Annotated in this window: 10 protein-coding genes; 7 read left to right on the top strand and 3 right to left on the bottom strand. The window is 68.8% G+C overall.

From position 1 onward, the window contains the following. Positions 1–31: 31 nt before the first annotated feature. A complete protein-coding gene (gene lnt, locus ABD05_RS03515) occupies positions 32–1723 on the top strand; it encodes an apolipoprotein N-acyltransferase (protein ID WP_047898975.1) in 1692 nt (563 codons plus the stop codon). 78 nt (positions 1724–1801) lie between these two features. On the opposite strand, the gene ABD05_RS03520 is transcribed toward lnt, so the two are convergent. Next, positions 1802–3457, bottom strand: a complete 1656-nt coding sequence (locus ABD05_RS03520; protein ID WP_047898976.1) for a tetratricopeptide repeat protein — start codon at positions 3455–3457, stop codon at positions 1802–1804. Positions 3458–3775: 318 nt separating this feature from the next. Here ABD05_RS03520 and glyQ point away from each other — a divergent pair, with 318 nt between their 5' ends. Genes glyQ through ABD05_RS03545 form a run of 5 tightly spaced genes read left to right on the top strand, consistent with a single transcriptional unit; the run spans position 3776 to position 9218 of the window. Next, positions 3776–4780 (top strand): glycine--tRNA ligase subunit alpha, encoded by a 1005-nt coding sequence (gene glyQ / locus ABD05_RS03525; protein ID WP_081938347.1) that lies wholly within the window; start codon positions 3776–3778, stop codon positions 4778–4780. A 22-nt stretch (positions 4781–4802) separates the two neighbouring features. Next, positions 4803–6902, top strand: coding sequence for a glycine--tRNA ligase subunit beta (gene glyS, locus ABD05_RS03530; RefSeq protein WP_047898977.1), 2100 nt, complete (start codon positions 4803–4805; stop codon positions 6900–6902). Between the two features lie 10 nt (positions 6903–6912). After that, on the top strand, positions 6913–7476 hold the full coding sequence (gmhB, locus tag ABD05_RS03535; RefSeq protein ID WP_047898978.1) for a D-glycero-beta-D-manno-heptose 1,7-bisphosphate 7-phosphatase: 564 nt from the start codon (positions 6913–6915) through the stop codon (positions 7474–7476). A gap of 43 nt (positions 7477–7519) precedes the next feature. Next, positions 7520–8284, top strand: a complete 765-nt coding sequence (locus tag ABD05_RS03540; protein WP_047898979.1) for a lysophospholipid acyltransferase family protein — start codon at positions 7520–7522, stop codon at positions 8282–8284. A gap of 46 nt (positions 8285–8330) precedes the next feature. Next, complete coding sequence (locus ABD05_RS03545) at positions 8331–9218, top strand: M48 family metallopeptidase (protein ID WP_034179426.1); 888 nt, start codon at positions 8331–8333, stop codon at positions 9216–9218. 106 nt (positions 9219–9324) lie between these two features. Here the strand turns inward: ABD05_RS03545 and gloA are convergent, their stop codons facing one another. Next, entirely contained in the window at positions 9325–9714 is a 390-nt protein-coding gene (gene gloA, locus ABD05_RS03550) for a lactoylglutathione lyase (protein WP_047898980.1), read from the bottom strand. A 357-nt stretch (positions 9715–10071) separates the two neighbouring features. Here gloA and ABD05_RS03555 point away from each other — a divergent pair, with 357 nt between their 5' ends. Next, on the top strand, positions 10072–11007 hold the full coding sequence (locus ABD05_RS03555) for a DMT family transporter (protein ID WP_047898981.1): 936 nt from the start codon (positions 10072–10074) through the stop codon (positions 11005–11007). A 102-nt stretch (positions 11008–11109) separates the two neighbouring features. Here the strand turns inward: ABD05_RS03555 and rsmA are convergent, their stop codons facing one another. Beyond that, entirely contained in the window at positions 11110–11937 is an 828-nt protein-coding gene (rsmA, locus tag ABD05_RS03560) for a 16S rRNA (adenine(1518)-N(6)/adenine(1519)-N(6))-dimethyltransferase RsmA (protein ID WP_047898982.1), read from the bottom strand. Between the last annotated feature and the right edge of the window lie 32 nt (positions 11938–11969).

The following is an 11969-nucleotide window of genomic DNA, read 5'->3' on the forward strand; positions in this document are numbered from 1 at the left end:
TCCTTCAACCGCTCGCCCACTTCCGCTTCACATGGACGATCCGATCCTGTCCCGCCCGGCTGGCGGCCTTCTCGCGCCGGCACCCGGCCGCGCGCTGCCGCGCTGGCACTACCCGGCCGCGCTGCTCGCCGGCGCGGCCAATACGCTCAGCTTCGCACCGACCCCGCACGGCGGCTGGCTGCAGCTCGTCGTATTCGTCTGGTTTTTCGCGCAACTGACGCGCACGTCGAGCTGGCGCGGCGCCGCGCTCACGGGCGGCGCGTTCGGCTTCGGCAACTTCATCAGCGGCATCTGGTGGCTCTACATCAGCATGCACGTGTACGGCGAGATGGCCGCGCCGCTCGCGGGCGGCGCGCTCATTCTGTTCTCGCTGTACCTGTCGCTGTACCCGGCGTTCTCGGCCGGGCTGTGGTCGTTCTGCGCGGGCCATGCGTGGCATCGCCGCGCGCCCGACCCGCGGCCGTTCTCGCCGACCTGGCACGGCGCGTTCGCGTTCGCGAGCGCATGGGCCTTCGGCGAATGGCTGCGCGGCACGCTGTTCACCGGCTTTCCGTGGCTCGCGAGCGGCTACCCGCAGGTCGACGGCCCGTTCGCGGGCTTCGCGCCGGTGGTCGGCGTGTACGGGATCGCATGGGTGCTCGCGCTGTTCGCCGCGCTGGTCGTGCAGGCGCTTGCCGCCGCGCGCCCTTCGCCCGCACGTGAAGGCAGCGCCGGCGGCAATCCGCGCGTGCGCATCGCCGCGCCGGCCGGCGTCGCCGTCGCGCTCGTCGCGGCCGGCCTCGGGCTGTCGCAGGTCACCTGGACCGTGCCCGCGAACGCGCCGCTCACGGTGCGGCTGCTGCAGGGCAACGTGAAGCAGGACATCAAGTTCGAGCAGGAAGGCATCGACGCGGCGATCAAGATGTACCAGCAGATGATCGTCGAGAAGCCCGCCGACCTGATCGTCACGCCCGAGACCGCGATCGCGGTGATGATCCAGGAATTGCCCGAGCCGTTCGCCGTCGCGATTCGCAAGTTCAGCGACACGACCGGCTCCGCCGTGCTGTTCGGCGCGGTCGGCGCGTCGGTGACCGAGGACGGCCGCTACGTCGACTATACGAACAGCCTGTACGGCGTGACGCCGAACTCGCGCGACATCTATCACTACGACAAGCACCACCTCGTGCCCTTCGGCGAATTCATCCCGTGGGGCTTCCGGTGGTTCGTCGACCTGATGAAGATGCCGCTCGGCGACTTCGCGCGCGGCGCGCCCGTGCAGAAGCCGTTCCTCGTGCACAACCAGCCCGTGATGGCCGACATCTGCTACGAGGACTTGTTCGGCGAGGAAATCGCCGCGACGATCCGCGACAACCCGCAGCCGCCCGGCGTGCTCGTCAACGTGACGAACCTCGCGTGGTTCGGCGACACGATCGCACTCGACCAGCACCTGCAGATCGCGCGGATGCGCTCGCTCGAGACGGGCCGGCCGATGCTGCGCTCGACCAACACCGGGATGACGGCCGCGATCGACGCGCGCGGGCGCGTGCTCGGCCAGCTGAAGCCGTTCACGATCGGCTCGCTCGACGTGCGGATCGAAGGCACGAGCGGCTTCACGCCGTACGTGACGAGCGGCAACAACATCGTGCTCGCGGTGTCGTTCGTGCTGCTCGCGTTCGGCTTCACGTTCGGGCCGGGGCTGCGCCGGCGCAACGGCGCGAAGCCCGACGACGACCGGCACGCATGACGCGCCAGGCGGCCGCCGCGCGCTGCGTGGAGGCCGCCGCTGCGCGACGCGGCCCGTGACCGCAAAGCGGTCGGCCGCTCAGGCCTGCCGGGCCAATTGATCCGATTGATCTGGCTGCGCGGCCAGGCTCCGCAGATCGCGGCTCACCTCCTCCATCGCCGGTTCCCACGCGCCGAACGTCCGCTGCCGGTACAGCGTCGCGGTCGGATACCACGGGCTGTCCTTGCGTTCGAGCAGCCACGGCCAGTGCGGATTCACGTCGAGCAGCACCCAGGTGCGCGCACCGAGCGCGCCCGACAGGTGCGCGACCGACGTGCACACGGTGATCACGAGATCCAGCGCGCCGATGAACGCAGCCGTATCGTCGAAGCTCTTCAGTTCCGCCGTGAAGTCCTCGATCGCGAAGCCGGCTGCGCGCGCCGCCGCGACATCCGCGTTCGCACCCGGCTGCAGCGAATAAAACGCGACGCCGTCGATCCCGCGGAACGCGTCGGCATAACGCTCGAGCCCGACGCGCCGGAACGGGTTGCGCTGGTGGCCCGCGCTCCCAGTCCACACGAGCCCGACCTTCAGCCGGCGGTCGCCCGCGAGCCGCGTGCGCCACGCATTGCGCGCATCCGGATCGGCCCGCAGGTACGGCACCGACGACGCGAGCGTCGACGCTTCTAGGTCGAGCATCAGCGGCAGGCCGATCAGCGGCACTTCGTAATCGAATGCAGGCAACGCATCGACACCGCCGCCCGCGCCGAACGCGTCCGCCTGCGCACCCAGGCTGCGCTGCATCAGCGTGCCCACCTGCGGGAACGTATTCCACGCGAGCCGGCCGCCCTCGCGATGCACGCGCTCGGCGAGCGGCGTGACGAACCGGCAGAACTGCAGCACGTCGCCGAGCCCCTGTTCGCCCCATACGAGCAGCGTCTTGCCCGCGAGCGGCTCGCCCTGCCAGCGCGGGCCCGGCAGTGCCGGCCGGCGGCCGCGCAGCTCGCCCGCGCCGTCCCAGCGCGCCTCGTGGCCGCGCCAGCCGGCCGCGTAGTTACCGCGCACGAGCTGGACGATCGCGAGGTTGAAACGGAACGACGCATCGTCGGGCGCCAGTTCGCACGCGCGCGCCGCGTAACGCTCGGCGTCGTCCCAGCGCTGCGCCTCCTTCATCGCCATCGCGACGTTGTTCATCGCGAGCGCGTTGTCGGGCGCGAGGTCGGCGAGCCGTGTGGCGCACGCGAGCGCACCATCGAGGTCCTGCGTCGCGAGCCGCGCGACGACGAGGTTGATCCATGCCTGCACGTCGCGCGGATCGGCGTTCACGGCCGCGTCGAGCAGCGCGATTTCCTCCGTACGATCGCCGCCCGACAGCCGCAGCGCGATCGCGAGGTTGTTGCGCAGCGACGGCCAGCCGGCATCGACCGCCAGCGCCGCGCGGTAAGGCGCGACGGCGTCCGCGTGACGGCCGGCCATCTGCAGCGTGTAGCCGTGATTGAAGTGCGCGGCCGCGCCCGGCCGCACGCGCGCCGCGCATTCGGCGAGCGCGAGCGCGTCGGCCGTACGCTGCCGCGCGACGAGCGTCGCCGTGAGCTGCGCGAGCGCATCGGCGTCGACCGCATGCAGATGGGCGGCAGCGGCGAGCCACTGATCGTGCGCGGCACGCTCGCCGCGTGCCTGCGCATCTGCGGCCCGCCCAAGCAGCGCGAGGAACGGCGGAAGCAGCGGAATGAGGATGTCGGTCGAATCGTCCATGCAATCGGAGTCGGCAAGCGGTGACGCGGCACACGTCGCGCGCCGCAATACGCGCATCTTAACGCCCGTACGAAGGGCGCGGCACACGCGTCGCGACGGGCCGCACGCGGCCGCGCGGCGCGCCCGGGCCACGCGTGCGCAGGCCGCAGGAAGCGGGCCGGCGGCGCCGTTGCCCGCGTTCCGGCCGCATCCGGTCGCCGATCCGGTAAAATTACGCGTTTCAGCACACTAACAAGCCGCGCCGCCGCGCGAGCCGACCCTCCGGGCCCCGCCCGGAGCGCCGCCCGCAACGGAGCGCCAGCGCCTCGAAGGCTCTTCATGCTTACGTTTCAGCAAATCATCCTGACGCTGCAGTCCTACTGGGACAAGCAGGGTTGCGCCCTGCTCCAGCCCATCGACATGGAAGTCGGCGCGGGTACGTCGCACGTCCACACGTTCCTGCGCGCGGTCGGCCCGGAGCCGTGGCGCGCCGCGTACGTGCAGCCGTCGCGCCGCCCGAAGGACGGCCGCTACGGCGAGAACCCGAACCGCCTGCAGCACTACTACCAGTACCAGGTCGTGCTCAAGCCGGCACCGGAGAACATCCTCGATCTCTACCTCGGCTCGCTCGAAGCGCTCGGCTTCGACCTGCAGCAGAACGACGTGCGCTTCGTCGAGGACGACTGGGAAAACCCGACGCTCGGCGCATGGGGCCTCGGCTGGGAAGTGTGGCTGAACGGGATGGAAGTCACGCAGTTCACGTATTTCCAGCAGGTCGGCGGCCTCGACTGCAAGCCCGTGCTCGGCGAAATCACGTACGGCCTCGAGCGCCTCGCGATGTACCTGCAGAAGGTCGAGAACGTGTACGACCTCGTGTGGACCGAGTGGGAAGAGCACGGCCCGAACGGCCCCGAGCTGCGCCGCCTGTCGTATGGCGACGTCTACCACCAGAACGAGGTCGAGCAGTCGACCTACAACTTCGAGCATGCGAACGTCGACCTGCTGTTCACGTTCTTCAACAGCTACGAAGCGGAAGCGAAGCGGATGATCGACGCGCAGCTCGCGCTGCCCGCGTACGAACTCGTGCTGAAGGCCGGCCACACGTTCAACCTGCTCGATGCGCGCGGTGCGATCTCGGTGACCGAGCGCGCGGCGTACATCGGCCGCATCCGCGCGCTGTCGCGTCTCGTCGCGCAGGCTTACTACGACTCGCGCGAGAAGCTCGGCTTCCCGATGCTCGGCAACCCGCCGGGCGTGCCGGGCCTCACCACCGATGCCCAGGACGCCGCGCAGCCGGCATGGGCGCCGCCGCTCAAGGTCGAACGCAAGATCGACCAAGACTGACGAGACGAGATTTCTTCCAAACATGACGCACAATCATCCCGCCCCCCTGCTCGTCGAACTGCTGACCGAAGAGTTGCCGCCGAAGGCCCTCGCGCGCCTCGGCGACGCATTCGCCGAAGGTCTCGCGCAACGCCTCGCGGCGCGCGACCTCGTCGAAGGCGAACTCGTGTTCGAACGCTACGCCACGCCGCGCCGCCTCGCCGTCGTCGTGCAGAACGTGCGCGCCGTCGCGCCTGACAAGCAGGTCCGCGAAAAGGTGCTGCCCGTGTCGGTCGCGCTCGACACCGAAGGCAAGCCGACGGCCCCGCTCGCGAAGAAGCTCGCGGCGCTCGGCCACCCGAACCTGTCGATCGCCGATCTCGAACGCGCGCAGGACGGCAAGGCCGAAGCATTCTTCATCAACTATTCGGCAGCCGGCGCGACGCTCGCCGACGGCCTGCAGGCCGCGCTCGACGAAACGCTCGCGAAGCTGCCGATCCCGAAGGTGATGACGTATCAACGCCCGGACGGTTCCGACGTGCAGTTCGTGCGCCCGGTGCATCGCCTGACGGTGCTGCACGACGATCGCATCGTGCCCGTCACCGCGTTCGGCATCGACGCCGGCGACACCACGCTCGGCCACCGCTTCCTGTCCGACGGCCTCGTCGCGATCCAGCATGCACGCGCGTACGCCGACACGCTGCGCGACAAGGGCCGCGTGATCGCGCACTTCGCCGATCGCCGCGAAACGATCCGCACGCAACTGAACGAACACGCGAACGGCGACACGGTCGTGATGCCCGAATCGCTGCTCGACGAAGTAACGTCGCTGGTCGAATGGCCGGTCGTCTACCCGTGCCGCTTCGAGGACGAATTCCTGCAGGTGCCGCAGGAATGCCTGATCCTCACGATGCAGACGAACCAGAAGTATTTCGCGCTGACCGACGTCGGCGGCAAGCTGCGCTCGCGCTTCCTGATCGTGTCGAACATCGAGACGAAGGCGCCGGGCGAGATCGTCGAAGGCAACGAGCGCGTCGTGCGCCCGCGCCTCGCCGATGCGAAGTTCTTCTTCGAGCAGGACAAGAAGAAGCCGCTCGCCGACCGCGTGCCGCAACTCGCGAACGTCGTCTATCACAACAAGCTCGGTTCGGCGCTCGCGCGCGTCGAGCGCCTCGAGGCGCTGGCCGGCGAGATCGCACCCGCGATCGGCGCCGACGCCGCGCACGCAAAGCGCGCCGCGCGCCTCGCGAAGGCCGACCTGCTGACCGACATGGTCGGCGAATTCCCGGAACTGCAGGGCACGATGGGCACGTACTACGCGCGCCACGACGGCGAAGCCGACGACGTCGCGCTCGCGTGCGCCGAGCACTACCAGCCGCGCTTCTCCGGCGACGCACTGCCGACCACGCCCGTGTCGACCGCCGTCGCGCTCGCCGACAAGCTCGAGACGATCGTCGGCATCTGGGGGATCGGCCTCGCGCCGACCGGCGAGAAGGATCCGTTCGCGCTGCGCCGTCACGCGCTCGGCGTGTTGCGCCTGATGCTCGAAAAGCAGTTGCCACTCGATCTCGTGTCGCTGCTGCGCACGGCCCACGCACGCTTCGAAGGCGTGCCGGGCGTCGCCGAATCGACCGATGCGATCTTCGCGTTCTTCATGGATCGCCTGCGCGGCCTGCTGCGCGAGCGCGGTTATTCGGCCGGCGAAATCGACGCGGTGCTGAGCCTGAACCCGACGCGCGTCGACGATCTCGTCGCACGCCTCGACGCGGTGCGCGAATTCACGCACCTCGCGGAAGCCGAAGCGCTCGCGGCCGCGAACAAGCGGATCTCGAACATCCTGAAGAAGTCGGAAGGCGGCGCGAACGGCGCGGTGCAGCCGGCGCTGCTCGTCGAAGCTGCCGAAAAGGCGCTGCACGAACAGCTCGCGGCCGTGACGCCGCACGTGCAGTCGCAGCTCGAGGCACGTGCGTACACGGGCGCGCTGTCGGCGCTCGCCGCGCTGCGCGCGCCGGTCGACACGTTCTTCAACGACGTGATGGTCAACGCGGAAGATCCCGCGCTGCGCGCGAACCGTCTCGCGCTGCTGTCGGCGCTGCACCTGCAGATGAACTGCGTCGCCGACATCTCGAAGCTCGCCGCATAAGGGCCGCACGATGCCGACCAGCCCCAACCGAAAGCTCGTCGTCCTCGACCGGGACGGCGTGATCAACGTCGATTCGGATGCGTTCATCAAGACGCCCGACGAATGGATCGCGCTGCCCGGCAGCTTCGAGGCGATCGCCCGGCTCAACCACGCGGGCTATCGCGTGGTCGTCGCGACCAACCAGTCCGGCATCGGACGCGGGCTGTTCGACATGGCCGCGCTCAACGCGATGCACCTGAAGATGCATCGCGCGGCGGCCGCGGTCGGCGCGCGCATCGACGCGGTGTTCTTCTGCCCGCACACGGCCGAGGATCACTGCGACTGCCGCAAGCCGAAACCCGGCATGATGCAGATGATCGCCGAGCGCTTCGAGATCGATCCCGCTCACACGCCGGTCGTCGGCGATTCGCTGCGCGACCTGCAGGCCGGTGTCGCGGTCGGCTTCCAGCCGCACCTCGTGCTGACCGGCAAGGGCAAGAAAACACTCGCCGCGGGCAATTTGCCGCCCGGCACGAAGGTCCACGACGACCTGCGCGCGTTTGCGCTCGATTTCCTTTCACACGAACACGAGTGATGCGGCTGCCGCGCGCATCCTCCCTAACACCAGACTCACGCCGATGCGCTTCGTCCGCTCCCTGCTGCTGCTGATCTACTTCATCCTGTACACGGTGCCGTACGCCACCGCGTGCTTCATCGCCTTCCCGTTCATGCGTCCCGACGCGCGCTACTGGATGGCGGCCGGCTGGTGCAAGTCGACGCTGTGGGTCGTGCGCTGGCTGAACGGCATCCGCTACCGGATCGAAGGGATGGACAACCTGCCCGACGGTCCGGCCGTGCTGCTGTCGAAGCACCAGTCCGCGTGGGAGACGCTCGCGTTTCCGGCGCTGATGCCGAAGCCGCTCTGCTACGTGTTCAAGCGCGAGCTGCTGTACGTGCCATTCTTCGGCTGGGCGCTCGGGCTGCTGCACATGGTCAACATCAACCGCAAGGAAGGCAAGAACGCGTTCAATTCGGTGATCCGCCAGGGCAAGAAGCGCCTGTCGGAAGGCGCATGGATGATCATGTTCCCCGAGGGCACGCGCACGCCGGTCGGCAAGCAGGGCAAGTACAAGACGGGCGGCGCGCGCTTCGCGATCGAAACCGGCACGCCCGTCGTGCCGATCGCGCACAATGCAGGGCGGGTGTGGCCGCGCAACTCGTTCACGAAATTCCCGGGCGTGGTGACGGTGTCGATCGGCAAGCCGATCGATTCGACCGGCCTCACACCCGATGCATTGAACTCGCAGGTCGAAGCATGGATCGAAGCGGAAATGCGCCGCATCGATCCCGATTCCTATCGCCAGGCGGGCAATGCCGGCACGCGCGATGCCGCGCGCGTCTGAATCCCCCGGGTTGCAGCCGTTGCGCACGACAAAAAGAAGCGAACTGATGAAACAGCGTCCGCGGCCACGGCCAGCCGTCGTGGCTCTCGATCATCGCCAGATGGATCTGCCGCTCTTCGACGGGCCGGCCGCCGCACCGTCGGCGCCCGCCACGCCGCCGGCGCCGCCTGAAGCGGCACCCGCCGCACCGCTCGATCCGGGCCCGGCGCCCGACCGCTCGCGCGTGCGCACGTTCGCACTCGACAGCCGCGTGCTCGAATATCGCCTGAAGCGTTCGGCGCGTCGCACGATCGGCTTCACGATCGACGGCAGCGGGTTGTCGATCACCGCGCCGCGCTGGGTCACGCTCGCCGACATCGAGGCCGCGATCTCCGAGAAACAACGCTGGATCTTCGCGAAGCTCGCGGAGTGGAAGACGCGCACCGAGCAGCGCGCGCTGCCGCAGATCGACTGGCGCGACGGCGCGCAGCTGCCGTATCTCGGCAAGACGGTGACGATCGCGCTCGGCGCGGGCGCCGTCGGGTTCGACGCCGATGCGCTGCGGCTCTCGCTGCCGCTGCCCGCGCAGGCCGACATGCAGCAGATCAAGGATCGCGTGCAGGGCTGGCTGCAGGGCGAGGCGAAGCGGATCTTCGGCGAACGCCTCGCGGTCTACGCGGAAAAGCTCGGCGTCACGTATTCGATGTACGCGCTGTCGTCGGCCGCGACGCGCTGGGGCAGTTGCTCGAGCGACGGCAAGATCCGCCTGAACTGGCGGCTGATCCATTTCCCGATGTCGATCGTCGACTACGTCGTCGCGCACGAACTGTCACACCTGCGCGAGATGAACCACAGCCCGGCCTTCTGGCAGACCGTCGAATCGATCTTCCCCGAGTTCCGCGAGGCGCGGCACACGCTCAAGCATCACCCGCCCGAGCTGCTGCCGTCGCTGTAACGCGCAGCGTTGCCCGTCAACGCAAACGGGCGATGCGGGTCACCCCGCACCGCCCGTTCGACCCGCCGCCGCGCGCATCGCGCGCCGCGGCCCGTTCATCCGGCGCTCAGTGCGCCTTCTTCTGGATGAACTCGATCTTGTAGCCGTCCGGATCCTCGACGAACGCGATCACGGTCGTGCCGTGCTTCATCGGGCCGGCTTCGCGCGTGACCTTGCCGCCTTGCGCCTTGATCTTGTCGCAGGCCGCGTAGGCATCCTCGACTGCCACCGCCAGATGGCCGAAGCCGTTGCCGAGATCGTAGGACGGCGTATCCCAGTTGTGGGTCAGCTCGATCACGGTGCCCGTGCTTTCGTCTTCGTAGCCGACGAACGCGAGCGTGAACTTGCCTTCCGGAAATTCGTCGCGACGCAGCAGCTTCATGCCGAGCAATTCGGTGTAGAACTTGATCGAGCGGTCGAGATCGCCGACTCGCAGCATCGTATGCAGCAAACGCATGTCATGTACTCCTGTGGGGACTTTCCAGAACCGGAAACTCTACCAGAGTCGGGTGAAACTCGTTGGGGGCGCCCAGTCGGGGACGCCCAGTCGTGGTGGCCGATACGGAGCATCGATCCGATACGCGCGAGTGCGGGTACGCCGGCAGAACCGGCCGCACTCGACGCGCCCCCTTCGGGCCGGCCGATCGGGTAACATCCTTCCACTTCGCACCAAAAGCGGGCATGCGGCCCGCCCCCCGAACGCGACCACCCTCCCAACCAGCCACTCTGCCGTGCGAAACCGCCGATTCGAGCGCGCCGGACGCGCCACCCGCCTGATCTCGTTGCCACCGTATCGAATCAGCGAGGCCCGCCGATGACCACGCTTGCCGCCACGCCGATGCGCCGCGCACTCGACCTGCGCGCCGTCGGCCTGATGCTGCTGCTGTGCGCGATCTGGGGCTTCCAGCAGGTCGCGATCAAGAGCACGAACGCCGCCATCGCGCCGATGTTCCAGGCCGGGCTGCGCTCGGTGATCGCCGCGATACTGCTGTGGGGCTGGGCCCGCGCGCGCGGCACGCCGCTGTTCCGCGCGGACGGCACGTTCGGCGCGGGCCTCGCGGCCGGCGCGCTGTTCGCCGGCGAATTCGTCTGCGTGTTCTTCGGGCTGACGCTGACGAGCGCGTCGCACATGGCGATCTTCCTGTACACGGCGCCCTGCTTCACCGCGCTCGGCCTGCACCTGTTCGCGCCGGGCGAACGGCTGCAGCGCACGCAGTGGGCCGGCGTCGGCCTCGCGTTCGCCGGCATCGCGCTCGCGTTCGCGGACGGCTTCCTGAAGCCGCGCGCGCCGGGCGCATCCGTGCTGGCGGGGCTGGCCGGCGACGCGCTCGGCATTCTCGGCGGCGCGATGTGGGCCGCGACGACGGTCGTCGTGCGCTCGACGGCGCTCGCGCGCGCCAGTGCGAGCAAGACGCTGTTCTACCAGCTCGCGGTGTCGGCGGTCGTGCTGGTCGCGCTCGCCGCGCTGTTCGGGCAGGTGTCGTTCGCGCACGTCACGCCGCTCGCGGTGGCGAGCCTCGCGTACCAGTCGGTGATCGTCGCGTTCGTCAGCTACCTGTCGTGGTTCTGGCTGCTGACGCGCTACAGCGCGTCGCGGCTGTCCGTATTCACGTTCCTGTCGCCGCTGTTCGGCGTCGCGTTCGGCGTGCTGCTGCTCGGCGAATCGGTCGGCTGGCGCTTCATGTCCGCGGCCGCGCTCGTGCTGACCGGCATCGCGCTCGTCAACGCGCCGCCGCGCAGGCGGGTGTGACGGCGGGCGGCAGCCAGACAGGCGCAACATGCCCGCGCAATAAAAAAGCTGCCCCGCGGAGCAGCCTCATCGCGACATCCGGTCCGGCTCGCGCTACGCGCGTTACCCGGCCTTGCGCACCGCCGCGAGCGCCTGCGCGACGCCGACGTATTCGGCCACGCTCACGTCCTCCGCACGGCGTGCGAGATCGAAGCCGAGCGCATCGAAATCGATCGTCTCGCGATAGTCGCCGAGCGTATTGCGCAGCATCTTGCGGCGCTGCGAGAACGCGGCGGTGACGATTTCGCCGAGCAGCACCGGATCGACGTCCGGCAGTTCGTGCGGCTCGTACGGAATCATCCGGACGATCGCCGAATCGACCTTCGGCGGCGGCTGGAACGATTCCGGCGGCACGTCGAGCATCTTTTCCATCACGTAGCGGTACTGCAGCATCACCGACAGCCGCGAAAACGCCTTCGTGCCCGGCTCCGCGACCATCCGCTCGACGACTTCGTTCTGCAGCATGAAATGCTGATCGATGACCACGTCGGCGAACGTCATCAGGTGAAACAGCAGCGGGCTGGAAATGTTGTACGGCAGGTTGCCGACGATCCGCAGCGACGGCTTGTCGCCGGGCGCCGCGAGCGAGCCGAAGTCGAACGCGAGCGCGTCGCCCGCGTGCAGTTCGAGCAGCGCGCCGAAGCGCTGCTGCAGGCGCCCGATCAGGTCGCGGTCGAGCTCGACCGCATGCAGCGGCGACTCGGGCGTCGACAGACGCTCGATCAGCGGCCCGGTCAGCGCGCCGAGCCCGGGGCCGATCTCGACCATGCGCTGGCCGCGCGCGGGACCGATCGTCGACACGATCGAATCGATCACGCCGTGATCGACGAGGAAGTTCTGCCCGAAGCGCTTGCGCGCGAAGTGGCCTTGGTGCTGTCTGCTGTTCGACATCGACTGAGTAAAACGAAAAATACGACGAATGG

It is taken from the genome of Burkholderia pyrrocinia (genome assembly GCF_001028665.1).
Taxonomy (GTDB): domain Bacteria; phylum Pseudomonadota; class Gammaproteobacteria; order Burkholderiales; family Burkholderiaceae; genus Burkholderia; species Burkholderia pyrrocinia.

Coding starts and splice junctions, on each gene's coding strand:
- ABD05_RS03555 (WP_047898981.1), top strand. CDS start 10,072: ATGACCACGCTTGCCGCCACGCCGATGCGCCGCGCACTCGACCTGCGC.
- ABD05_RS03520 (WP_047898976.1), bottom strand. CDS start 3,457: ATGGACGATTCGACCGACATCCTCATTCCGCTGCTTCCGCCGTTCCTC.
- glyS (WP_047898977.1), top strand. CDS start 4,803: ATGACGCACAATCATCCCGCCCCCCTGCTCGTCGAACTGCTGACCGAA.
- lnt (WP_047898975.1), top strand. CDS start 32: ATGGACGATCCGATCCTGTCCCGCCCGGCTGGCGGCCTTCTCGCGCCG.
- ABD05_RS03545 (WP_034179426.1), top strand. CDS start 8,331: ATGAAACAGCGTCCGCGGCCACGGCCAGCCGTCGTGGCTCTCGATCAT.
- gmhB (WP_047898978.1), top strand. CDS start 6,913: ATGCCGACCAGCCCCAACCGAAAGCTCGTCGTCCTCGACCGGGACGGC.
- ABD05_RS03540 (WP_047898979.1), top strand. CDS start 7,520: ATGCGCTTCGTCCGCTCCCTGCTGCTGCTGATCTACTTCATCCTGTAC.
- rsmA (WP_047898982.1), bottom strand. CDS start 11,937: ATGTCGAACAGCAGACAGCACCAAGGCCACTTCGCGCGCAAGCGCTTC.
- glyQ (WP_081938347.1), top strand. CDS start 3,776: ATGCTTACGTTTCAGCAAATCATCCTGACGCTGCAGTCCTACTGGGAC.
- gloA (WP_047898980.1), bottom strand. CDS start 9,714: ATGCGTTTGCTGCATACGATGCTGCGAGTCGGCGATCTCGACCGCTCG.